The organism is Candidatus Thioglobus autotrophicus, assembly GCF_001293165.1.
GTDB lineage: Bacteria > Pseudomonadota > Gammaproteobacteria > PS1 > Pseudothioglobaceae > Thioglobus_A > Thioglobus_A autotrophicus.
On sequence record NZ_CP010552.1, the window covers coordinates 527,115 to 549,109 of the forward strand.

The following is a 21,995-nucleotide window of genomic DNA, read 5'->3' on the forward strand; positions in this document are numbered from 1 at the left end:
AGATATCTAAGTTACTAATTTATGCCATTAAAAAAATACCTAACTAAGCAATGAAGTCAATAATAATATCGCTATATTTACTGCTATCTAGTTATGCAAACACTTCATTTGCAGATTTTACTAGTGCTGTAAGTAATTATAATAAAGGCAACTATAACACAGCATTTAAAGAATTTAAACATCTTGCAGAACAAGGGAATATTGGCGCTCAAACTAATTTGGGCATGATGTATGAACATGGTACAGGTACACCTAAAGATTATAAACAGGCGGCTTACTGGTATCGCATGTCTGCAAAACAAGGAGGTGCCGCTGCTCAATATAATTTAGGTGTGCTATATACAAATGGTCGGGGCGTTCCCAAGAATGATAAGCGAGCAGTTGAATGGTATAAAAAGTCTGCTGAACAAGGGTTTGCCAATGCTCAGTCTAATTTAGGCTTCATGTATGCCGAGGGTAGAGGTGGGCTACCTAAAGACAGTAAACGTGCGGTTGAGTTGTATAAACAAGCAGCGGCGCAAGGCTACTCTATAGCGCAATCTAATTTAGGCTTAATGCACGCCAAGGGTAGAGGTGGCCTACCTAAAGATGATAAGCGAGCAGTTGAATTATATAAAAAATCCGCAGAGCAAGGCTATTCCATAGCGCAATATAATTTAGGTTTAATGTATGAAAGCGGCAGAGGGGGGCTGCCTAAGGATGTTAATAAAGCAGTTTATTGGCATACAAAAGCCTCTAAACAGGGTTTTTCAGTTTCCCAATATAATTTAGGGGTGATATACTCTGAAGGTCGAAATATCCCTAAAAACTATAAGCGTGCAGTTGAATTTTATAAAAAATCCGCAGTACAAGGTTATAGTGATGCACAGTTTAACTTAGGCCTAATGTATGAATCTGGAAAAGGTGTATCTAAGGACTACAAACAGGCGGCTTACTGGTATCGCATGTCTGCAAAACAAGGAGGTGCCGCTGCTCAAGATAGCCTAGGCGTAATGTATGCTAATGGTCAAGGTGTGCCTAAAAATGATAAGCAAGCAGTTGAATGGTTTAAAAAGTCTGCTGAACAAGGGTTTGCCAATGCTCAGCATCATTTAGGTGTTATGTATGAAAGTGGCGGAGGCGGCTTACTTAAAGACGAAAAACAAGCGTCTGAATGGTACCGTAAGGCAAAAGAACAAGGTTATGTTAGCACTAAATATGATGATGCTTCAATTGCATATGAAGGCGCTAAAAAAGGTATGGCGGCAGCGGGTTGGGCTGTATTTGCTTTATTGGCACTATTACTATATAAGATTATCAACGTATTATTAATTCGATATAAGAAAAGAAAGGATGCTGCAAAAAAAATTACACAATAAAAGGAAACCCGTATGGCCATGGCTAGTTTTGTCTTTGATAGTATGTATTTGGTATTCATATAAAGTTACTGAAGGTGATGCTTCTTATGCCTTTATTTTAGGAGGGGTTTCATTCTTAATTGGAATTCCTTTATTTATAGTTATAGTTATAGATATTCTTTCAAGAATTTTCTCTAAAAAACCCTTAACAAGAGAGGTTTTTCTTGTGATTTTTATACCAATATTCGTTTATGTGTTGAATATGAGTTGGCAAGGCACACCAATGTACTGGAAGCAAAAGGCTGAGAATGGTAATAATATCGCTCCATTCATTCTTGGCGTTATGTATGACAAAGGCAAAGGAAGCACCCCTAAGGATAATCAACAGGCAGTTTATTGGTATAAAAAATCTATTGCACAAGGAGACGATATCATTGCTAATAATGCACAGCGTAATTTAGACCTTATGTATAAAAGATATCCAGGGTTAAAAGAGAAATATCAACCATACGTGTATAGCCCTGATAACTGTTTATTTGAAGTTACATTCCCAGAAAAGCCAGTAATAAATAAAGTTAGTAATGCCGTTACTGAATATGAGCAGGCTGAACTAGTAACAGAAGATTCTTTTTTTAGAACGGAATGCATTGGTTTGACGCTAGAAAACCCTATTACAGAAATAAGAGCCTCTCTTGAGGCTCTAGGAAGTGCTGATGGATTAAAAAATGTTTCTATTATTAATGACTTAAAAGACGCTCGTTACATATCTTCAAAAATGAGAGGGTATAAAAATATAGCAGAAACACCTACAACATTTAATGTTTATGCTTATTATAAAAAGAAATCATTATTATTTCTTACGGTTGCAAGTAAAAGTGTAAATTATCCTACTAATTCTATGCGTAATTTCTTATCTAGCGTAAAAGTTAAAGAATTATTTGTACTTGAACAAGATATTTATAACAATATCAAGAAAAACCTTACAACGGCAGGCATTGATAAAAATGTTTTGGACAAAATGTTGCAATCGTTTAATAGTTACGAAAAATATATACAACCTGCAAAGGAAGGGGATACTGATGCTCAATATTATTTGGGCCGTATGTATCATAAAGGCAAGGATGTTATTAAAAATGATGAAATGGCGTTTTTATGGTTTGAGAGGGCAGCAGAACAGGGGCACGCTCCTTCCCAATTCAATTTAGGGCTTATGTACGATAAAGGCGAGTCAACACCTGTGAACTATAAACAGGCTTATTATTGGTATAAAAAAGCAGCAGAACAAGGCAATCCTAATGCACAACATAACTTAGGCTCTAAGTATATTTTCGGCCTTGGTGTTGAAAAGGATTACAAAAAAGCCAAATTTTGGTATGAGAAAGCACGTGATAATTCCGATAAATATGTTACAAAGAAAGCAATTGAAAATATAGAGAAATACAAACTATCGGAATATTAACGCTTTTAATATTTTTTGAAAATTAGTTCTTCATGCATACAGTCTCTGCATAGCCCCCATCGCGAACCTCACTTCCTGGAATGTACATTTTTTAGAGAGGATATTGATGAGGTTAAGGATTACAAAGGCGATGGAAGTTCTTTTTTGGTAATTTACTTTCCAATATAATTATTAATAAAACTACTTATGACCACTAAAATTGAAAAACCAATAATTTACTCTAAAGAGGCGCCTAGACAAATTATATTCGAGGATTACAAGTCACTTAATGGGGAGTTGCCCATATTAGGTGGTTGGGGATACACTAAAGAAGATGCTGTAATTATTGATAAAAATGACCCTACCGCTTCAAAAGGCTTGCCTTTTGATGGTGTAGATATTGAGTATACTTTTGTTGAAAAAAGAATTTACGAAGAGTTGATTGTATTTAGTCTACTTGGTGAGCCACATGCTGGCATAGGATGGAAGCAACTTAGTCAAAAGTTGGAGACACACAACGAGCGTGATTACGATATATTGACATATGAAGTTACCGCACTCCCTAAGTCAGACTGGCATGAATTAAAAGAAGACTTAAAGAGTGGCGGCCCTTCAGGGGTGGATGCATATGAAGAGAAGAGAAGAGAAAAATTGATTAGTTATACAACCGAATATTGGTTTGATATTACAAGTTTTTTTGGCGCATCATCAAAGGTGGATGATAAAGAGCCATTTTAGTATAGATTTTAATGATGCCAAACAGCGCATTAAATCCATCCATACCTACCAAATTAATTATGAACATCAAAAAAATACAAAAACAACTTTCAGATTTTGCCGATGAGCGTGATTGGAATCAGTTTCACAATCCAAAGAACTTAGCAATGGCACTGTCTGTTGAAGCGTCAGAATTAGTTGAAATTTTTCAGTGGTTAACGCCTGAACAAGCCGAAGCAATCATGGGTACTGATGAAAACGAGCATGTCAAAGAAGAATTGGCAGACGTTATGATTTACTTGATTCGTTTGGCAGATAAATTAAACGTAGACATTGAGGATGCAGTTACAGATAAGATTGTTAAGAATGGCGAAAAGTATCCTGTTGACACTTCAAAAGGAAGCACTACGAAGCGCACAACGTTAAAAGAAAAGATTAAAGATTTAATTGCACTTTGATTATGTTTAACCTCTTCAAAACAAGACCTGTAAGGGCGATTAAGGTACCAAACGACTTCGAAAACTCCTCTTGCAAGTGCATCCAACAAGAGATGATAATGAGCACCGAATGGATGGATACGAGCCAATATAAAAAAGTCAAAGCGTTACTAAAGTGTCAAAATTCAAAAACAAGGCGAATAAATTTACTTAGAAATCCTCAGAGAGATTTATTCGAATAGCAATCAAATTCATTATGAAAAAACAAAGTTATGACTTAGTGGGTGACATTCATGGCCAAGCACTTGAGTTGGAAAAACTATTAGAAAAACTGTCTTATACAAAGACTGATGGCGTGTGGAAGCACACTGAATGTAAGATGATATTTTTAGGTGATTTTGTTGACCGAGGCAAGTATCAAAAAGAAGTGATTAATATTGTACGCCCCATGATTGAACAAGGCCATGCACTAAGTGTAATGGGTAATCACGAATACAATGCTATTGCTTACTACACTCAAGATAGTGATGGCAATCACTTACGCTCTCACAATAACAAACATACCAATCAACACAAGGCATTTTTAAGCGCTTATGACAACGATTCCAGTGAAAAGGAAGATGTTATTGAATGGTTTAAAACGTTGCCTCTATGGCTAGATTTAGACGGCATACGAGTTGTACATGCTTGTTGGGATTTTGACTTAATTAGCAAACTGGGCAGTTCAGAATTAACCGATGATTTACTTCACCAATCGGCAATTACAGGCACATGGCAGAATGATGCAATTGAAACCATTCTAAAGGGGCAAAGAAATCCCGTTACCAGGATGGATATGGCTTTAATGATAAGGATGGCAACCCAAGAACACACATACGTATTAAATACTGGCTAAAAGATGCAGTTACTTATCAAGATTACTTTATGGGCCCTAGTGATGTACTAAATGATATTCCTGATATCCCTGTTGTTGGTGACTATTTGCTTGAATATGACTCTCAGGATAAGCCAGTATTCTTTGGTCATTACTGGATGGAGGGTAAAATTAAACCTTTAACCGATAACATTGCCTGCCTTGATTACAGTGTAGCAAAGCCAGGTGGAAAGTTAGTTTCTTATCGATGGGATGGCGAACAGAGAATTGATAAGGATAAGTTGTATTTGTTGATAGGGGTTAATTACCAACACAAATAAAACATTCAACCTTCATCTTTACGATGAATTCAAAAATATATAATGGTATATTCAAATATCATCATTTATACCAATGAATTTAAAACACTTATTAGCACTAATCATCTTATCGACACTATCGCTCTCCCATGTTAATGCTGAGCCCAGTAGCACTGTACTAGAATTGCTACAAAGTGGCGAATTCAAACAAGCAGAAAAACTATTAATACCAATAGCAGAATCTGGTGACCTACCAACACAAGCACTCCTAGGTCAATTGTACTTGTACCAACTTGAGGATTACGACAAGGCATTTAAGTGGACATCTGTAGCAGTTGAAAATGGGCACAAAGATGCAATCTTCGACCTGGCAAATATGTATAAAGCCGGTCACGGCGTGAAACAAGACAAGCAAAAGGCATTCAGTCTTCTACTAATCTCGGCCGAACAAGGAATGGACTTTGCACAACTAGCAGTTGCAATGGCATATCAATTTGGAAGAAACGTTGATATAGATTTGGAAAAGGCAGCATTTTGGCATCATAAGGCTGCAAAAAATGACATGCAGAAGTCACATTTAGTACTCGGAACCCTGTATTACTCAGGCATTGGTCTTAAAAAAGACGTTATTGAAGCACGTTACTGGTTAAACAGAGCAGTCAAAGGCGGAGGTGGTTTTGCAGATGATGCGAGTAATTTACTTGATTTAATGGACGAAGAAAATTATGCGAGAGACAAAGATGGCTTAATTAGAAAAAGTCTCGACAAAGCAAGTTCAGGTCAATTCAATGAAGCAAGAGAATTAATCGAAGAACTGGCAACTAACGGCAATCCCAATGCACAGAATATCTTGTCATTATATTACACAGACTCTAACGGTTTAAATCAACCTAAAATCGGTAAAGAATGGCTATTCAAAGCCGCACATAATAACAATGCGGATGCGCAATACAGTATCGCATGGGACTTGTCAGAAAACTGGATAAAGATAGATATTGAAAAATTAGTTGAACTAATTTATTGGATGGAGCGTGCAGGCTATAACGGAAATGATAAAGCATATCCAAATTTAGCAATTTTGTACGATAAAAAGCATAGAGATACAATGGGTGAGATGGAGCAGGCTGCTAATAACGGCAACGCCATGGCTGCCTATAACATGGGTTGGATAAACGCTCGCGGATTGCTTACTGAAGATGGGCTGATGCAAGACGAGGACGTTGCTGAGCAGTGGTTCAAGAAGTCGGCAAAACTTGGATTCAATGATGCAGTATTAATGTTGAAACGTGGGTATTAGTTTTTAAAAAAAATTACCCCCACCAGGTGCTAGAAATATACCCGTACTTGTTAATCCCTTTATCCAGTAACCAAGCATATTCACTATCAGAAACCCAGCATAGCCACTTATAGTTTCCATAAAGTCCAATATGGCGACCACATATACTGTTATTATATTTAACCTGCTTAAGAGTCAAGTGAAGAGTTTTATAATTGCTCTTCAAATGGTCAGACTTAGCATACAAATTATTAAGCATTCTCATGTCGTAAACATATTTGTATCTATCTTCATCGGTAAACCTTTCTTTAGCCCAAGCAATACGTTCTTCTTTTGAAAAATTATTTTCTGCCCATGCTATTCGCTCTTCTTTATGGTGTTCATTTTTAAATTGCGCCTTATGGTTTTCCAAAACTTTCTTCGCAAGCCATGCATCACGTTGTTTCTTTGTGAAATTCTTTTTAGCCCATGCTTTGCGATGTGACTTAGTAAAGTTCTTCTTAGCCCACGCTCTACGCTCTTCAGGTGTATATTCTTTATACATTATTCACCTTATCCATCTTAAACACAAATCCAACCTTGTGCTCATCATAACCTTCAACGTGTTCACCACAATTGTACAACCAATCAACTTCTGCACCACTTAACCAACACAACGTCTCGTCTCCGCAATATAAGAATGCTTCAGTACGTATGTACGAGTCAGATTCACTCAGAACGAACTTAACCGTGTATTTGCCATTACAAGAGTCATTCATAAAGACAGAGGACTTCATGCACAATGAATTGAGCATGGTTAAATCAAGCATATATTCAACCTTCTCTGCCTTAGTAAAATTATCAGGGCACCTAGTACCGTATTCGTCTTCATCAAACGTTTGATGCATGTGCAACCTCCTTTAGGTTGTTATTAAATTCAACAGATACAGTCAATTTCATATCAGCAAAACGGCGCTTGACACGTTCAAATCATCAGCGCTCATGCCTTCAATATAACGCCCATCATGGATTCTCAACTTAATAACACCAATACAACTGTTGGCGTTATTAGTGCTGTTTCTGACAGGTCGCGTGTTGATTGTTTAACGGGCACCCATGCTTTCGAAGCAGATTGGGCTCAAGGTTTGAAAGTGTACGAATCTATCGGACAAGCACTGTACTATTCTGCTGAAACTGGAAAGCAACCAGGAATACTGTTGTTAATTAAGAAGAAAAACTCTGATAAATACATACGTAAGGTCAGACGAGTCATTGAAACGTTTAATTTGCCAATAAAATTAGTAATTCGAGACGTTCGAAGTGTTAACTAGATTTAATTAACCTTAACAATCTAAAGACGCTGATATTTCCATATCAATAAGGCTGCTTATTGATTCTCATTAAGTTATTGATTTCATAAACAATTAGTTTAACACTGTTACCTTTGACCTTAATCTCTGCCTTTATATCGGCTTTACAGTTGGCACCTGAGAATATAGTGAATTTACAACCTGCTAGTGATTTACGCGCTTGTCTGCCTGCATCCAATAAAACATCAAACGTACCATCTGCTGATTTAAAACTTAAATCAGTTTCAGACATAACGCCAATTCCAATTTCACCTGATGACGTGATTTCTGTACCACTGAATTTATTAACTGCTTGTGTCAATGTTTGTGCGTTGGCAAAGGTTGCTGATAATGCTAGTGCTAAATATAATAATTTTCTTCATGTTATTGCCTCTTGTTAATTCGCTTGTTAGTCCATCGTATTTTATCTGACTTGGATTCAACTTAAGCAAACTTGATAATGTTATTGTTTTCTGTTTTGGAACTTTGTCATTCAGCACTTTAGTGTCTAGTACATAAAATCCCATTGGGATAAGTCTAGTGGGTTTACAGTGCCTTTATCCTTATGTGCAAGTACACAGAACACGTACACGTCTGCTTGTCTTTTTGCCTCTTCACTGCGTTTATTGTTTTCATCCCAAAGAACTGTTGGCTGTATGCCGAATATGATTTTCGATAATTCTGTTGATTCCAACTTTGCAGGTACGCAGATGATTTAATTTCAATCTTGAGTCCTGACTTTGTTATTAAATCATACGCATCCCACTCTTCCCTTGGTTGTTCTAGTACATCTATTGTTGATGCAACGATAAACTCTGCAAGTACGCCCCTAAGCGCATTCCCTAGTAACTCAGAACTAGACCATTGCCAAAATGAAAGTACATTTAGTGGCATTTCATTCCATCGAATACAAATGGCTCTTTGCCTGTTTTCTTTGCTGTTTTAACTGCTTGAAGTGGGTTTATTATGTATGATTTTTCTACTCTATCACTCTCGTCTTTTATGGCAACCTCTTCAGGGTTAATGACAGCATTGTATGGAATGCTTGACCATTCATAGTGAGATTCACCATCAGGTGTTTGCACTACATAAATCTGCTGCCTGATAGCAACATAACTACCGTCCTTTTTATGACCTTCCATAAGATAGTTGTAAAACCAGTAGTTGTGGTCTTTGTACGATAGGCTTTTAATAAAGTCTAGTGTGTATGGAAATTTATTCTTAATATGCCTGTTAGCAAGTTTTTTTATTTCCTTTCTACTAATTGGGCAATTTTTAACTACATCTGAGAATGCTTGATGTGAAGGCATGACGTTACTAACTTTCACTCAGACCTCTCCTAGATAACTCAGACCACATACCATCAAATAAATTTCTTGTCATTTCTTTGCATTCGAGACTACTTGCCTCGCTTTGCATTCTTTGGCTCTGCACATTCAGCATGGTGCAGAATGTTGGATAACTACAATAACTAATAGTAGTTCTTTTTAAGATATCTTTAACCTCGCTCCAATTAATTTGTATTGATTCAGTTTTTGATGCTCTGATTTTTAAGTTATCAATATCGAGTTCAAGCGCCGCTTGAATAGCCTCATATGGATTTGAAAATTTCTCAGACCATAAACTAGAGAACTCCTCCTTGACCCCCATGTACAACAACACCGACTCTTTCTTTATTACTGTGTGTTTTTCTTCTAACCAATGAAGTAGAGCATATTTGTACACCTGCTCAAGTGAGGATTTGGCGCCAATTTTCATCTCAATACTAAAGTTGGTGATTTCAGATGTAAAGAGTAAATCAGGTTGAACTAACTTGCTAAACTTCAATACATCGTATCTTCCTTGCATGTAGAAATTATCTTGTACATCAGTACGAATAATAGAGTCAGTATTGATATTGCACGTTTCATTGAGCAGTGTATTAATAAATTGAGATGGAACTATTCTAAAAAATACATTGAACATGTGATTCAATGAAACTTCCATATTTTGTATATGGTCTAGTACATCTTGTTGATTGTTGTATCTGCTCTTAGGGTTCTTGATTTTCCCTAAGTGCTGTGGCTCCCAATAATAGAACTCTGCAGTATCGTAATATTGTGATGTCCAATCTCTATCTTTCATGTATTGTTTCTACTAAACCTTTTTATAATCTCATCTTCAACATCATCAATAAGTTCATTGGTAAATTGGTCAGAGTGTGATGGAAACGGATTCTTGGGCTTATACAGGGTGTCAATCTCTTTAAAGAAACAACTGCCAATAGACTCAATTACTGTTCTTTTTCCATTTAGTTCAATGAACCATTTTTTGTCAAAGTCTCTGAACTCCATTCTACCGTTGTGCTTGCCAATGATAATTTCCTTTAGTTTTTTATATGGTGCGTTTATTTTATTCATAAGTTATTTCGGTAAATCGTTGTGTGCCAATCGATATTCATACGATTGCTCCTTGGCACATCTGTTAATAATTGTAGTGTCGTCAATAGGTGCCCCCATAGTCCAGTACACCATGCCATCTTCATCAAAATATGTAATATCCATTTTATAAAACTTTCCAACATAACCATTTGCTCTTATATGCTCAACCATTTTTATAAACAAGCCCTTATCAACTTTGTCTCGAACAATGTATTCATGTGGCCACGTCTTGGCATAGGTCTTGGCAAAAATCCAATTGGATTCTTTGATGAAGTTTTTTAGTTGTTGTACAAACTTGTTATCCACGTTTACTGCTATGACAAGGCTTCTTCGTACGCAAGACGAATCAATTCTTTGAATTTATTTAAATCACTTTTTTGCTCTATTTCACAATACACACCACTTAAATCAGCATAAACAATAAAAGACCATTCATGAGTATCTGAGCAAATTTCTTGCATCTCAGTAGGTATTTGGTCGTATTCAAGTGACATAACAATAGCAAGTTTTCCACTTCTTGGTATTACTTGAAGAAATGGTTCCAATGTATAGAATGTGAGATTCTTTTTGCCAATAATTAATGATGAGTCGGATGCTATGCTGTCAATATATGATTTTAATTGACTGAAGAGTTCAGTAGTATTTTCCTTAAATCCATCAACATCAGAGGTTGTTTTTCCATGACTTAGATGTTTGCGCTCATCTAGAGCATATTCTGATATTAATTTTGAGGAAATTTTCAATAAAGGCCATAATTGAATAGATTGATTTGCCAGTCTTTCCGCTCTAGCAATCATTTCATTTTCTGTCCAAACTTCACTTTCTCGCATATCCCGATTAAGTCTAAGTGGACTCACATCAAACCCGCCATTAATGGTTTTTTTGGTTTGATAGTCTTTATCACTGTATTCAGAGTTATAACCTGTGAGCGTTAAGTTGCCAAGTCTGTGTAGCCATGTTTGATGCACTAATTGCCAATCATCTCCAAGCATATCTTTCCACTCTTTACGCAAGTTCTCATTTTGAGGCATGATGTGCTCAATACTGAACTTAGTAGTATCAATCTTTTCTTTACTATCATTCTCAATTCGCTCTAATATGAGTCGACAGTTTGCCGACTCATATAAATCGTTATTCTTTAACGATTCAATAAATTCAACATCATTAGGGAATCTGCTATTTTTGCTGAAGCGTGCAATTGCAACAGATAGACTCTCTAATGGCTTTTCTTCGGTTATCTTTTGAGCAAGAGATGCAAATAGATTGCCATACGAGCGTGTCTGCATTCCACAAACCGACCTTCTTAGGATGTAACTCTCTAACAATCTGACAGATTTAATGAAGTCATTTTTTGATAATTTGTCTGTTTCGTGTAATTGATACAGTCGAATAATGACAGGTGTTGCAACGTCAATTAATCGTTTTAAGTCACTAAAGGCATTTTTAAGTTCATTGTCACTTTCTTGCAATAATGAATAGTTAGTATAGAAACGCACCTGATTATGAATATTGTTGAGTATTTCATCAATTGGTTTATCATTTATTTGCTCTGAAAACCATTGCTTGAACAGAACATAGACATCAACTGCCCTAACAAGAATATTGGATTTGGTCGCAAGTGTTAAGAAGTCTTGTGCAAAACGGTCAAATTTCTTCTCATAAAACCCACCGAACAGTTGTTCCATAGGGAACCATGTATTTTCATATAGTTCTGTTTGAATATCTTGTGGCTGGTTCATGAGTACGTAATTACGAATCAAGTCAGCCTGACTAAGGTCAACGCCAGTAGAGTTTAAACTTTCAAATATTGCTTGCGGGTCATCTTGGTTGATTTGCAAAAGAACCTCAACAACCTTAAGTGTTTGCAGTCCTTGATATGCAGTCTCAATGGATTCCTTATCAATAAATTGGTCACAGAAGTAATCAAAATTACGTTTCATATTATCTGAAACATCTTCTGAATCATATTTTTTATCAACCAATGCACGAAGGGATGATTTATCACGTTTGGTCAACAAAAGTTTGTAGTGCATATCTCCATCGCCAAATCTATTGGTGAGAAAATATTCTTCAATTGCATCCAATGATGTTGCAGAAACACTTTCCATTCCCAACTCACTTGCACATTTTAATAAAGCAATTATTAATAATGTAATCGTGGTTAGTCGTTGCTGACCGTCAATAACCTGCCATTTAGGAATGCTTGCTGTTGTTTCTAAATTGGAAATCAATACAACTGAACCAATAAAATGACCAGCCTGTCTTGGACTTATAATGTCCTTATATAGCAGCGCACAATGAATTTCTTTCCAGTTGTAAGTACGCTGAAAGATTGGTATTAAAAACTGCTTTGGACCTTGTATTATTTCAACTAAAGACTTGTCACTTGCTTGCATAAGGACTCCGAATAATATTAATAATGTGACTCATATTAACTTGTATAAATTAGGTAATTAATTATGCGCTAAATGGAATTCAGAATGCAACAAATCCAAGTCTGTTGGGTTTATCTGGTTTGTACCCTTGGATTAATAATTTCTCAACTAGTGGCACATCCCCCTTTCTTGCGGCATCATTAACTGTAACATCACTCTCAAATGCTACTGTATTAAATGGGATAAACAACAAAAGTGTTGGTACAAGTAAATTAATAGTTTTTTTGTACATAGTTCCTATATGTTGAAGTGATAAAATTAATATACCATTAAGATATCTAAGTTACTAATTTATGCCATTAAAAAAATACCTAACTAAGCAATGAAGTCAATAATAATATCGCTATATTTACTGCTATCTAGTTATGCAAACACTTCATTTGCAGATTTTACTAGTGCTGTAAGTAATTATAATAAAGGCAACTATAACACAGCATTTAAAGAATTTAAACATCTTGCAGAACAAGGGAATATTGGCGCTCAAACTAATTTGGGCATGATGTATGAACATGGTACAGGTACACCTAAAGATTATAAACAGGCGGCTTACTGGTATCGCATGTCTGCAAAACAAGGAGGTGCCGCTGCTCAAGATAGCCTAGGCGTAATGTATGCTAATGGTCAAGGTGTGCCTAAAAATGATAAGCAAGCAGTTGAATGGTTTAAAAAGTCTGCTGAACAAGGGTTTGCCAATGCTCAGCATCATTTAGGTGTTATGTATGAAAGTGGCGGAGGCGGCTTACTTAAAGACGAAAAACAAGCGTCTGAATGGTACCGTAAGGCAAAAGAACAAGGTTATGTTAGCACTAAATATGATGATGCTTCAATTGCATATGAAGGCGCTAAAAAAGGTATGGCGGCAGCGGGTTGGGCTGTATTTGCTTTATTGGCACTATTACTATATAAGATTATCAACGTATTATTAATTCGATATAAGAAAAGAAAGGATGCTGCAAAAAAAATTACACAATAAAAGGAAACCCGTATGGCCATGGCTAGTTTTGTCTTTGATAGTATGTATTTGGTATTCATATAAAGTTACTGAAGGTGATGCTTCTTATGCCTTTATTTTAGGAGGGGTTTCATTCTTAATTGGAATTCCTTTATTTATAGTTATAGTTATAGATATTCTTTCAAGAATTTTCTCTAAAAAACCCTTAACAAGAGAGGTTTTTCTTGTGATTTTTATACCAATATTCGTTTATGTGTTGAATATGAGTTGGCAAGGCACACCAATGTACTGGAAGCAAAAGGCTGAGAATGGTAATAATATCGCTCCATTCATTCTTGGCGTTATGTATGACAAAGGCAAAGGAAGCACCCCTAAGGATAATCAACAGGCAGTTTATTGGTATAAAAAATCTATTGCACAAGGAGACGATATCATTGCTAATAATGCACAGCGTAATTTAGACCTTATGTATAAAAGATATCCAGGGTTAAAAGAGAAATATCAACCATACGTGTATAGCCCTGATAACTGTTTATTTGAAGTTACATTCCCAGAAAAGCCAGTAATAAATAAAGTTAGTAATGCCGTTACTGAATATGAGCAGGCTGAACTAGTAACAGAAGATTCTTTTTTTAGAACGGAATGCATTGGTTTGACGCTAGAAAACCCTATTACAGAAATAAGAGCCTCTCTTGAGGCTCTAGGAAGTGCTGATGGATTAAAAAATGTTTCTATTATTAATGACTTAAAAGACGCTCGTTACATATCTTCAAAAATGAGAGGGTATAAAAATATAGCAGAAACACCTACAACATTTAATGTTTATGCTTATTATAAAAAGAAATCATTATTATTTCTTACGGTTGCAAGTAAAAGTGTAAATTATCCTACTAATTCTATGCGTAATTTCTTATCTAGCGTAAAAGTTAAAGAATTATTTGTACTTGAACAAGATATTTATAACAATATCAAGAAAAACCTTACAACGGCAGGCATTGATAAAAATGTTTTGGACAAAATGTTGCAATCGTTTAATAGTTACGAAAAATATATACAACCTGCAAAGGAAGGGGATACTGATGCTCAATATTATTTGGGCCGTATGTATCATAAAGGCAAGGATGTTATTAAAAATGATGAAATGGCGTTTTTATGGTTTGAGAGGGCAGCAGAACAGGGGCACGCTCCTTCCCAATTCAATTTAGGGCTTATGTACGATAAAGGCGAGTCAACACCTGTGAACTATAAACAGGCTTATTATTGGTATAAAAAAGCAGCAGAACAAGGCAATCCTAATGCACAACATAACTTAGGCTCTAAGTATATTTTCGGCCTTGGTGTTGAAAAGGATTACAAAAAAGCCAAATTTTGGTATGAGAAAGCACGTGATAATTCCGATAAATATGTTACAAAGAAAGCAATTGAAAATATAGAGAAATACAAACTATCGGAATATTAACGCTTTTAATATTTTTTGAAAATTAGTTCTTCATGCATACAGTCTCTGCATAGCCCCCATCGCGAACCTCACTTCCTGGAATGTACATTTTTTAGAGAGGATATTGATGAGGTTAAGGATTACAAAGGCGATGGAAGTTCTTTTTTGGTAATTTACTTTCCAATATAATTATTAATAAAACTACTTATGACCACTAAAATTGAAAAACCAATAATTTACTCTAAAGAGGCGCCTAGACAAATTATATTCGAGGATTACAAGTCACTTAATGGGGAGTTGCCCATATTAGGTGGTTGGGGATACACTAAAGAAGATGCTGTAATTATTGATAAAAATGACCCTACCGCTTCAAAAGGCTTGCCTTTTGATGGTGTAGATATTGAGTATACTTTTGTTGAAAAAAGAATTTACGAAGAGTTGATTGTATTTAGTCTACTTGGTGAGCCACATGCTGGCATAGGATGGAAGCAACTTAGTCAAAAGTTGGAGACACACAACGAGCGTGATTACGATATATTGACATATGAAGTTACCGCACTCCCTAAGTCAGACTGGCATGAATTAAAAGAAGACTTAAAGAGTGGCGGCCCTTCAGGGGTGGATGCATATGAAGAGAAGAGAAGAGAAAAATTGATTAGTTATACAACCGAATATTGGTTTGATATTACAAGTTTTTTTGGCGCATCATCAAAGGTGGATGATAAAGAGCCATTTTAGTATAGATTTTAATGATGCCAAACAGCGCATTAAATCCATCCATACCTACCAAATTAATTATGAACATCAAAAAAATACAAAAACAACTTTCAGATTTTGCCGATGAGCGTGATTGGAATCAGTTTCACAATCCAAAGAACTTAGCAATGGCACTGTCTGTTGAAGCGTCAGAATTAGTTGAAATTTTTCAGTGGTTAACGCCTGAACAAGCCGAAGCAATCATGGGTACTGATGAAAACGAGCATGTCAAAGAAGAATTGGCAGACGTTATGATTTACTTGATTCGTTTGGCAGATAAATTAAACGTAGACATTGAGGATGCAGTTACAGATAAGATTGTTAAGAATGGCGAAAAGTATCCTGTTGACACTTCAAAAGGAAGCACTACGAAGCGCACAACGTTAAAAGAAAAGATTAAAGATTTAATTGCACTTTGATTATGTTTAACCTCTTCAAAACAAGACCTGTAAGGGCGATTAAGGTACCAAACGACTTCGAAAACTCCTCTTGCAAGTGCATCCAACAAGAGATGATAATGAGCACCGAATGGATGGATACGAGCCAATATAAAAAAGTCAAAGCGTTACTAAAGTGTCAAAATTCAAAAACAAGGCGAATAAATTTACTTAGAAATCCTCAGAGAGATTTATTCGAATAGCAATCAAATTCATTATGAAAAAACAAAGTTATGACTTAGTGGGTGACATTCATGGCCAAGCACTTGAGTTGGAAAAACTATTAGAAAAACTGTCTTATACAAAGACTGATGGCGTGTGGAAGCACACTGAATGTAAGATGATATTTTTAGGTGATTTTGTTGACCGAGGCAAGTATCAAAAAGAAGTGATTAATATTGTACGCCCCATGATTGAACAAGGCCATGCACTAAGTGTAATGGGTAATCACGAATACAATGCTATTGCTTACTACACTCAAGATAGTGATGGCAATCACTTACGCTCTCACAATAACAAACATACCAATCAACACAAGGCATTTTTAAGCGCTTATGACAACGATTCCAGTGAAAAGGAAGATGTTATTGAATGGTTTAAAACGTTGCCTCTATGGCTAGATTTAGACGGCATACGAGTTGTACATGCTTGTTGGGATTTTGACTTAATTAGCAAACTGGGCAGTTCAGAATTAACCGATGATTTACTTCACCAATCGGCAATTACAGGCACATGGCAGAATGATGCAATTGAAACCATTCTAAAGGGCAAAGAAATCCCGTTACCAGATGGATATGGCTTTAATGATAAGGATGGCAACCCAAGAACACACATACGTATTAAATACTGGCTAAAAGATGCAGTTACTTATCAAGATTACTTTATGGGCCCTAGTGATGTACTAAATGATATTCCTGATATCCCTGTTGTTGGTGACTATTTGCTTGAATATGACTCTCAGGATAAGCCAGTATTCTTTGGTCATTACTGGATGGAGGGTAAAATTAAACCTTTAACCGATAACATTGCCTGCCTTGATTACAGTGTAGCAAAGCCAGGTGGAAAGTTAGTTTCTTATCGATGGGATGGCGAACAGAGAATTGATAAGGATAAGTTTGTATTTGTTGATAGGGGTTAATTACCAACACAAATAAAACATTCAACCTTCATCTTTACGATGAATTCAAAAATATATAATTGGTATATTCAAATATCATCATTTATACCAATGAATTTAAAACACTTATTAGCACTAATCATCTTATCGACACTATCGCTCTCCCATGTTAATGCTGAGCCCAGTAGCACTGTACTAGAATTGCTACAAAGTGGCGAATTCAAACAAGCAGAAAAACTATTAATACCAATAGCAGAATCTGGTGACCTACCAACACAAGCACTCCTAGGTCAATTGTACTTGTACCAACTTGAGGATTACGACAAGGCATTTAAGTGGACATCTGTAGCAGTTGAAAATGGGCACAAAGATGCAATCTTCGACCTGGCAAATATGTATAAAGCCGGTCACGGCGTGAAACAAGACAAGCAAAAGGCATTCAGTCTTCTACTAATCTCGGCCGAACAAGGAATGGACTTTGCACAACTAGCAGTTGCAATGGCATATCAATTTGGAAGAAACGTTGATATAGATTTGGAAAAGGCAGCATTTTGGCATCATAAGGCTGCAAAAAATGACATGCAGAAGTCACATTTAGTACTCGGAACCCTGTATTACTCAGGCATTGGTCTTAAAAAAGACGTTATTGAAGCACGTTACTGGTTAAACAGAGCAGTCAAAGGCGGAGGTGGTTTTGCAGATGATGCGAGTAATTTACTTGATTTAATGGACGAAGAAAATTATGCGAGAGACAAAGATGGCTTAATTAGAAAAAGTCTCGACAAAGCAAGTTCAGGTCAATTCAATGAAGCAAGAGAATTAATCGAAGAACTGGCAACTAACGGCAATCCCAATGCACAGAATATCTTGTCATTATATTACACAGACTCTAACGGTTTAAATCAACCTAAAATCGGTAAAGAATGGCTATTCAAAGCCGCACATAATAACAATGCGGATGCGCAATACAGTATCGCATGGGACTTGTCAGAAAACTGGATAAAGATAGATATTGAAAAATTAGTTGAACTAATTTATTGGATGGAGCGTGCAGGCTATAACGGAAATGATAAAGCATATCCAAATTTAGCAATTTTGTACGATAAAAAGCATAGAGATACAATGGGTGAGATGGAGCAGGCTGCTAATAACGGCAACGCCATGGCTGCCTATAACATGGGTTGGATAAACGCTCGCGGATTGCTTACTGAAGATGGGCTGATGCAAGACGAGGACGTTGCTGAGCAGTGGTTCAAGAAGTCGGCAAAACTTGGATTCAATGATGCAGTATTAATGTTGAAACGTGGGTATTAGTTTTTAAAAAAAATTACCCCCACCAGGTGCTAGAAATATACCCGTACTTGTTAATCCCTTTATCCAGTAACCAAGCATATTCACTATCAGAAACCCAGCATAGCCACTTATAGTTTCCATAAAGTCCAATATGGCGACCACATATACTGTTATTATATTTAACCTGCTTAAGAGTCAAGTGAAGAGTTTTATAATTGCTCTTCAAATGGTCAGACTTAGCATACAAATTATTAAGCATTCTCATGTCGTAAACATATTTGTATCTATCTTCATCGGTAAACCTTTCTTTAGCCCAAGCAATACGTTCTTCTTTTGAAAAATTATTTTCTGCCCATGCTATTCGCTCTTCTTTATGGTGTTCATTTTTAAATTGCGCCTTATGGTTTTCCAAAACTTTCTTCGCAAGCCATGCATCACGTTGTTTCTTTGTGAAATTCTTTTTAGCCCATGCTTTGCGATGTGACTTAGTAAAGTTCTTCTTAGCCCACGCTCTACGCTCTTCAGGTGTATATTCTTTATACATTATTCACCTTATCCATCTTAAACACAAATCCAACCTTGTGCTCATCATAACCTTCAACGTGTTCACCACAATTGTACAACCAATCAACTTCTGCACCACTTAACCAACACAACGTCTCGTCTCCGCAATATAAGAATGCTTCAGTACGTATGTACGAGTCAGATTCACTCAGAACGAACTTAACCGTGTATTTGCCATTACAAGAGTCATTCATAAAGACAGAGGACTTCATGCACAATGAATTGAGCATGGTTAAATCAAGCATATATTCAACCTTCTCTGCCTTAGTAAAATTATCAGGGCACCTAGTACCGTATTCGTCTTCATCAAACGTTTGATGCATGTGCAACCTCCTTTAGGTTGTTATTAAATTCAACAGATACAGTCAATTTCATATCAGCAAAACGGCGCTTGACCACGTTCAAATCATCAGCGCTCATGCCTTCAATATAACGCCCATCATGGATTCTCAACTTAACGTACTCATCGAACCCAGAAAAAGCAGTATCCATGGCGTAACGTTCAAAATGTTGGAACTGATAAGCCATCAATTTAGAAGAACTTAACTTACCACTATTGCTATGAAGATAAGGCAAATCATGAAGTTCAGGATGTGCCTTAACAACAGCAGTAGTAATTTTTTTCATATCAGATGAATACCCAGTGATGAATTCGTGATTCAAAAAGCGTGCTCGATGGATTTTGTTTTGTAATAAAGTGTTAATAGCATTATCTTTGTAATCAATAATACGGGCGCCAAAACCAATTGATGTAATACACTGTTTGATGATTTTAAGATAAGAATCAGTAACGGGTTTACAATCACATTTGCTATCACATTCACATTCAGTACCAAAATCACAATAAAAGTTAGCATCGGACTCATCCACGTTAAATACTTTCTTGGTGATTTCAACACGCATACTTGCCTTCTCATCACTGAATAACTTCAAGTAATTACAACCCACACCATGTTTATTTGCTTGTCGCATAAGGAACTCATTAGAGCAACTATCAATATCCACCTCAATTGCATTAGGCAGTGCTGCTTTACGTAGTTCCTTAGGAGCACCTTGTAAGTTAAGACACCTGTAATACAAACGTCCAAAATTGCTTTCATTAGGGATATGCGGTAGATAACCAAACACCTTATGTACGTGCAATAGGTAATTAGCCACTCTAACAGTATGCTTCTTCTTGAAGCCACTACGAGCACTACGTAATGAATCTGCATCGATATATACCTTCTCATGTCTTGATGGGTCAGATATCTCATCAAGATAATCCCTGAAGATGCAATCAGATACAAGATAACTATTAGTCATACCTTCATTAATAACTTTCCTGAATGAAGGGATAACAACAACTGATGATAATTTCTTAGATAAACCATCGCCTTTACCAAGAACACGGAACAAAGGACAAACAGCAAGGATGGATTTATAAACACAACGTCGGGTCTTGTTAACATTGAAGGTGCCTAGTTCTTTAGCAAATCCAGTAAGGTAGATGTTGTAAATACCTAGGCTAAGCAGAGCATCTTTGTTGTATATGGTTTGCTTGATAAATTCATTAATGACGACATCATAGAACTTTGCAACCTTGGTAAGTGATTTGTTAATTGGGTACCCAGTATTCACATGAAGTAGACGTGCTGTTTCTTTCACATACAACTCCCAATGAGTTAGTACTTGGGTCTTAAATTCGTAATTGGTTTTCATATCAGTTCCTTAGTAATCATAAACAAACAATGCCATGGACAAGGTATGTCCATAGGAAGTTCCCGCATACGGGAACTGCACTTCGTGCACCTACAGACATAACAAATACAATTGTGTCCACAGCATTGCAGTTAACAGATGATTCAATAAATACATAACAAAGTTTCACTCAAATATTCGGGCAAAGACTTGTACTATTCGCGAGTTGCAAGGCAACTCGCATAGTGTTAACTTTGAAGTCATATCATCTATATAAGTTATTTATATAAATCATTACTATTTAGTTATGTAACTTTTAATAATTTTCAAAAGATGTGAATAATACAGATTTGAATAATTAATTCTTGGTACGTTTTGCCTAAATGACTACTTCAGTCAAAGATAATTTATTACTGGCTACACGTGGGTGATACGGTTGACACCGTAAAAAAGGCAACGGTTTCCACCGTGGAATGTTTGACTGCACGTTGAATGATGACCATACTGCAGACCACAGAAATCCTCATTGATTTAACTGGTTGCTTTTGTTACAATGATTTCCACACGTAAAAGGTGTTTCTGATTCCTACAAAGGGAATATTTTTGGTAGTGGTGGCCCCGGGCACCATATTTATTAAAAACCCAATCAAATTTCTAGGTTTGATTGGGTTTTTTTATTTGTGCATTTATAAAATATTTCGTATAATCAACCTATGATTAACCCTCTAAATTAACCATTATGAAAAAACACATCATTTCCACTAACAAAGCGCCACAAGCTATTGGTACCTATTCTCAAGCAGTTTGTGTAACGGGTGGCTCAACAATTTATCTGTCAGGCCAAATTCCACTAATTCCTGAAACTATGGAAATGGTAGAAGGCGATATTGGTGCACAAATTAACCAAGTATTTAAGAACTTAACCGCTGTTTGTGAAAAATCAGGTGGCAGTCTGAATGACCTTGTTAAACTTAATATTTTCTTAACAGATTTGAGCAATTTTCCAACAGTAAATGAAATTATGGCGCAATACTTTGACGAGCCTTATCCAGCTCGCGCCGCCGTTGGTATTAAAGAATTACCCAAAGGTTCACAAGTAGAAATGGACGGGGTTATGGTCATTGAACCATGCGACTACAGCTACTAAAATATATTTCTAGAATTAAATCTTTGCCCAATTGTATTGTTAGCTCTATA

Annotated in this window: 28 protein-coding genes; 15 read left to right on the forward strand and 13 right to left on the reverse strand. The window is 36.2% G+C overall.

Going from position 1 to position 21,995, the window contains the following annotated elements:
- Positions 1-50 precede the first annotated feature (50 nt).
- The 7 genes from SP60_RS02810 to SP60_RS08230 all read left to right on the forward strand — a co-directional run bounded on the left by SP60_RS02810 (position 51) and on the right by SP60_RS08230 (position 6,399).
- Positions 51-1,358, forward strand: coding sequence for a tetratricopeptide repeat protein (locus tag SP60_RS02810; RefSeq protein ID WP_053951197.1), 1,308 nt, complete (start codon positions 51-53; stop codon positions 1,356-1,358).
- Positions 1,333-2,796 (forward strand): tetratricopeptide repeat protein, encoded by a 1,464-nt coding sequence (locus SP60_RS02815; RefSeq protein ID WP_053951198.1) that lies wholly within the window; start codon positions 1,333-1,335, stop codon positions 2,794-2,796. Before SP60_RS02810 ends, SP60_RS02815 begins: the two co-directional genes overlap by 26 nt.
- Before the next feature lie 186 nt (positions 2,797-2,982).
- Positions 2,983-3,513 carry a hypothetical protein gene (locus SP60_RS02820; protein ID WP_053951199.1) on the forward strand — a complete coding sequence of 177 codons (531 nt, stop codon included), beginning with the start codon at positions 2,983-2,985 and terminating at the stop codon, positions 3,511-3,513.
- A gap of 59 nt (positions 3,514-3,572) precedes the next feature.
- Entirely contained in the window at positions 3,573-3,950 is a 378-nt protein-coding gene (locus SP60_RS02825) for a nucleotide pyrophosphohydrolase (RefSeq protein WP_053952199.1), read from the forward strand.
- A gap of 235 nt (positions 3,951-4,185) precedes the next feature.
- The gene (locus SP60_RS02835; protein WP_053951201.1) at positions 4,186-4,824 is read left to right on the forward strand and encodes a metallophosphoesterase; all 639 of its coding nucleotides are present in this window, start codon (positions 4,186-4,188) and stop codon (positions 4,822-4,824) included.
- Positions 4,825-4,853: 29 nt separating this feature from the next.
- Positions 4,854-5,123, forward strand: coding sequence for a hypothetical protein (locus SP60_RS02840; protein WP_053951202.1), 270 nt, complete (start codon positions 4,854-4,856; stop codon positions 5,121-5,123).
- Positions 5,124-5,196: 73 nt separating this feature from the next.
- Positions 5,197-6,399 (forward strand): tetratricopeptide repeat protein, encoded by a 1,203-nt coding sequence (locus SP60_RS08230; protein ID WP_082319629.1) that lies wholly within the window; start codon positions 5,197-5,199, stop codon positions 6,397-6,399.
- Positions 6,400-6,412: 13 nt separating this feature from the next.
- Here the strand turns inward: SP60_RS08230 and SP60_RS02850 are convergent, their stop codons facing one another.
- Both SP60_RS02850 and SP60_RS02855 read right to left on the reverse strand, forming a co-directional pair.
- Positions 6,413-6,922, reverse strand: coding sequence for a hypothetical protein (locus SP60_RS02850; protein ID WP_053951203.1), 510 nt, complete (start codon positions 6,920-6,922; stop codon positions 6,413-6,415).
- Positions 6,915-7,265 (reverse strand): hypothetical protein, encoded by a 351-nt coding sequence (locus SP60_RS02855; RefSeq protein ID WP_053951204.1) that lies wholly within the window; start codon positions 7,263-7,265, stop codon positions 6,915-6,917. Before SP60_RS02855 ends, SP60_RS02850 begins: the two co-directional genes overlap by 8 nt.
- Before the next feature lie 117 nt (positions 7,266-7,382).
- Between SP60_RS02855 and SP60_RS02860 the strand changes: the two genes are divergently transcribed.
- Positions 7,383-7,688: a hypothetical protein gene (locus tag SP60_RS02860; protein ID WP_053951205.1), complete on the forward strand. Its 306-nt coding sequence runs from the start codon at positions 7,383-7,385 to the stop codon at positions 7,686-7,688.
- A 43-nt stretch (positions 7,689-7,731) separates the two neighbouring features.
- On the opposite strand, the gene SP60_RS02865 is transcribed toward SP60_RS02860, so the two are convergent.
- The 8 genes from SP60_RS02865 to SP60_RS02900 all read right to left on the reverse strand — a co-directional run bounded on the left by SP60_RS02865 (position 7,732) and on the right by SP60_RS02900 (position 12,793).
- The gene (locus SP60_RS02865; protein WP_053951206.1) at positions 7,732-8,028 is read right to left on the reverse strand and encodes a hypothetical protein; all 297 of its coding nucleotides are present in this window, start codon (positions 8,026-8,028) and stop codon (positions 7,732-7,734) included.
- Between the two features lie 186 nt (positions 8,029-8,214).
- Entirely contained in the window at positions 8,215-8,400 is a 186-nt protein-coding gene (locus SP60_RS08320) for a hypothetical protein (protein WP_144418580.1), read from the reverse strand.
- Positions 8,401-8,590: 190 nt separating this feature from the next.
- The gene (locus SP60_RS02875) at positions 8,591-9,034 is read right to left on the reverse strand and encodes a hypothetical protein (protein ID WP_144418581.1); all 444 of its coding nucleotides are present in this window, start codon (positions 9,032-9,034) and stop codon (positions 8,591-8,593) included.
- The gene (locus tag SP60_RS02880; protein WP_053951192.1) at positions 9,024-9,830 is read right to left on the reverse strand and encodes a hypothetical protein; all 807 of its coding nucleotides are present in this window, start codon (positions 9,828-9,830) and stop codon (positions 9,024-9,026) included. The genes SP60_RS02875 and SP60_RS02880 overlap by 11 nt, the downstream gene beginning before the upstream one ends.
- Positions 9,827-10,105 carry a hypothetical protein gene (locus SP60_RS02885; RefSeq protein WP_053951193.1) on the reverse strand — a complete coding sequence of 93 codons (279 nt, stop codon included), beginning with the start codon at positions 10,103-10,105 and terminating at the stop codon, positions 9,827-9,829. The genes SP60_RS02880 and SP60_RS02885 overlap by 4 nt, the downstream gene beginning before the upstream one ends.
- Before the next feature lie 3 nt (positions 10,106-10,108).
- On the reverse strand, positions 10,109-10,432 hold the full coding sequence (locus SP60_RS02890; protein ID WP_053951194.1) for a hypothetical protein: 324 nt from the start codon (positions 10,430-10,432) through the stop codon (positions 10,109-10,111).
- Between the two features lie 8 nt (positions 10,433-10,440).
- Entirely contained in the window at positions 10,441-12,522 is a 2,082-nt protein-coding gene (locus SP60_RS02895; protein ID WP_053951195.1) for a DUF262 domain-containing protein, read from the reverse strand.
- 79 nt (positions 12,523-12,601) lie between these two features.
- Positions 12,602-12,793, reverse strand: a complete 192-nt coding sequence (locus SP60_RS02900; RefSeq protein WP_053951196.1) for a hypothetical protein — start codon at positions 12,791-12,793, stop codon at positions 12,602-12,604.
- Between the two features lie 90 nt (positions 12,794-12,883).
- Here SP60_RS02900 and SP60_RS02905 point away from each other — a divergent pair, with 90 nt between their 5' ends.
- The 6 genes from SP60_RS02905 (at position 12,884) to SP60_RS08235 (ending at position 18,575) form a co-directional block, all read left to right on the forward strand.
- Positions 12,884-13,534, forward strand: coding sequence for a tetratricopeptide repeat protein (locus SP60_RS02905; protein WP_053951209.1), 651 nt, complete (start codon positions 12,884-12,886; stop codon positions 13,532-13,534).
- The gene (locus SP60_RS02910; RefSeq protein ID WP_053951198.1) at positions 13,509-14,972 is read left to right on the forward strand and encodes a tetratricopeptide repeat protein; all 1,464 of its coding nucleotides are present in this window, start codon (positions 13,509-13,511) and stop codon (positions 14,970-14,972) included. The genes SP60_RS02905 and SP60_RS02910 overlap by 26 nt, the downstream gene beginning before the upstream one ends.
- Positions 14,973-15,158: 186 nt before the next feature.
- Positions 15,159-15,689 carry a hypothetical protein gene (locus tag SP60_RS02915; RefSeq protein WP_053951199.1) on the forward strand — a complete coding sequence of 177 codons (531 nt, stop codon included), beginning with the start codon at positions 15,159-15,161 and terminating at the stop codon, positions 15,687-15,689.
- Between the two features lie 59 nt (positions 15,690-15,748).
- Positions 15,749-16,126 carry a nucleotide pyrophosphohydrolase gene (locus SP60_RS02920; RefSeq protein ID WP_053952199.1) on the forward strand — a complete coding sequence of 126 codons (378 nt, stop codon included), beginning with the start codon at positions 15,749-15,751 and terminating at the stop codon, positions 16,124-16,126.
- A gap of 235 nt (positions 16,127-16,361) precedes the next feature.
- Positions 16,362-17,282, forward strand: coding sequence for a metallophosphoesterase (locus SP60_RS02930; protein ID WP_053951210.1), 921 nt, complete (start codon positions 16,362-16,364; stop codon positions 17,280-17,282).
- Between the two features lie 90 nt (positions 17,283-17,372).
- Entirely contained in the window at positions 17,373-18,575 is a 1,203-nt protein-coding gene (locus tag SP60_RS08235) for a tetratricopeptide repeat protein (RefSeq protein WP_082319629.1), read from the forward strand.
- A 13-nt stretch (positions 18,576-18,588) separates the two neighbouring features.
- On the opposite strand, the gene SP60_RS02940 is transcribed toward SP60_RS08235, so the two are convergent.
- The 3 genes from SP60_RS02940 to SP60_RS02950 are packed head-to-tail and all read right to left on the reverse strand — an operon-like array spanning position 18,589 to position 20,819.
- Entirely contained in the window at positions 18,589-19,098 is a 510-nt protein-coding gene (locus SP60_RS02940; protein ID WP_053951203.1) for a hypothetical protein, read from the reverse strand.
- The gene (locus SP60_RS02945; protein ID WP_053951204.1) at positions 19,091-19,441 is read right to left on the reverse strand and encodes a hypothetical protein; all 351 of its coding nucleotides are present in this window, start codon (positions 19,439-19,441) and stop codon (positions 19,091-19,093) included. The genes SP60_RS02940 and SP60_RS02945 overlap by 8 nt, the downstream gene beginning before the upstream one ends.
- Positions 19,425-20,819, reverse strand: coding sequence for a hypothetical protein (locus SP60_RS02950; RefSeq protein ID WP_053951211.1), 1,395 nt, complete (start codon positions 20,817-20,819; stop codon positions 19,425-19,427). The genes SP60_RS02945 and SP60_RS02950 overlap by 17 nt, the downstream gene beginning before the upstream one ends.
- A 718-nt stretch (positions 20,820-21,537) precedes the next feature.
- Between SP60_RS02950 and SP60_RS02955 the strand changes: the two genes are divergently transcribed.
- Positions 21,538-21,945: a deaminase RidA gene (locus SP60_RS02955; RefSeq protein ID WP_053951212.1), complete on the forward strand. Its 408-nt coding sequence runs from the start codon at positions 21,538-21,540 to the stop codon at positions 21,943-21,945.
- Positions 21,946-21,995 lie beyond the last annotated feature (50 nt).

Coding starts and splice junctions, on each gene's coding strand:
- SP60_RS02930 (WP_053951210.1), top strand. CDS start 16,362: ATGAAAAAACAAAGTTATGACTTAGTGGGTGACATTCATGGCCAAGCA.
- SP60_RS02835 (WP_053951201.1), top strand. CDS start 4,186: ATGAAAAAACAAAGTTATGACTTAGTGGGTGACATTCATGGCCAAGCA.
- SP60_RS02955 (WP_053951212.1), top strand. CDS start 21,538: ATGAAAAAACACATCATTTCCACTAACAAAGCGCCACAAGCTATTGGT.
- SP60_RS02880 (WP_053951192.1), bottom strand. CDS start 9,830: ATGAAAGATAGAGATTGGACATCACAATATTACGATACTGCAGAGTTC.
- SP60_RS02915 (WP_053951199.1), top strand. CDS start 15,159: ATGACCACTAAAATTGAAAAACCAATAATTTACTCTAAAGAGGCGCCT.
- SP60_RS08235 (WP_082319629.1), top strand. CDS start 17,373: ATGAATTTAAAACACTTATTAGCACTAATCATCTTATCGACACTATCG.
- SP60_RS02895 (WP_053951195.1), bottom strand. CDS start 12,522: ATGCAAGCAAGTGACAAGTCTTTAGTTGAAATAATACAAGGTCCAAAG.
- SP60_RS02860 (WP_053951205.1), top strand. CDS start 7,383: ATGGATTCTCAACTTAATAACACCAATACAACTGTTGGCGTTATTAGT.
- SP60_RS02820 (WP_053951199.1), top strand. CDS start 2,983: ATGACCACTAAAATTGAAAAACCAATAATTTACTCTAAAGAGGCGCCT.
- SP60_RS02900 (WP_053951196.1), bottom strand. CDS start 12,793: ATGTACAAAAAAACTATTAATTTACTTGTACCAACACTTTTGTTGTTT.
- SP60_RS02825 (WP_053952199.1), top strand. CDS start 3,573: ATGAACATCAAAAAAATACAAAAACAACTTTCAGATTTTGCCGATGAG.
- SP60_RS02950 (WP_053951211.1), bottom strand. CDS start 20,819: ATGAAAACCAATTACGAATTTAAGACCCAAGTACTAACTCATTGGGAG.
- SP60_RS02840 (WP_053951202.1), top strand. CDS start 4,854: ATGGGCCCTAGTGATGTACTAAATGATATTCCTGATATCCCTGTTGTT.
- SP60_RS02910 (WP_053951198.1), top strand. CDS start 13,509: ATGCTGCAAAAAAAATTACACAATAAAAGGAAACCCGTATGGCCATGG.
- SP60_RS02920 (WP_053952199.1), top strand. CDS start 15,749: ATGAACATCAAAAAAATACAAAAACAACTTTCAGATTTTGCCGATGAG.
- SP60_RS02850 (WP_053951203.1), bottom strand. CDS start 6,922: ATGTATAAAGAATATACACCTGAAGAGCGTAGAGCGTGGGCTAAGAAG.
- SP60_RS02945 (WP_053951204.1), bottom strand. CDS start 19,441: ATGCATCAAACGTTTGATGAAGACGAATACGGTACTAGGTGCCCTGAT.
- SP60_RS08230 (WP_082319629.1), top strand. CDS start 5,197: ATGAATTTAAAACACTTATTAGCACTAATCATCTTATCGACACTATCG.
- SP60_RS02905 (WP_053951209.1), top strand. CDS start 12,884: ATGAAGTCAATAATAATATCGCTATATTTACTGCTATCTAGTTATGCA.
- SP60_RS02810 (WP_053951197.1), top strand. CDS start 51: ATGAAGTCAATAATAATATCGCTATATTTACTGCTATCTAGTTATGCA.
- SP60_RS02940 (WP_053951203.1), bottom strand. CDS start 19,098: ATGTATAAAGAATATACACCTGAAGAGCGTAGAGCGTGGGCTAAGAAG.
- SP60_RS02855 (WP_053951204.1), bottom strand. CDS start 7,265: ATGCATCAAACGTTTGATGAAGACGAATACGGTACTAGGTGCCCTGAT.
- SP60_RS02815 (WP_053951198.1), top strand. CDS start 1,333: ATGCTGCAAAAAAAATTACACAATAAAAGGAAACCCGTATGGCCATGG.
- SP60_RS02885 (WP_053951193.1), bottom strand. CDS start 10,105: ATGAATAAAATAAACGCACCATATAAAAAACTAAAGGAAATTATCATT.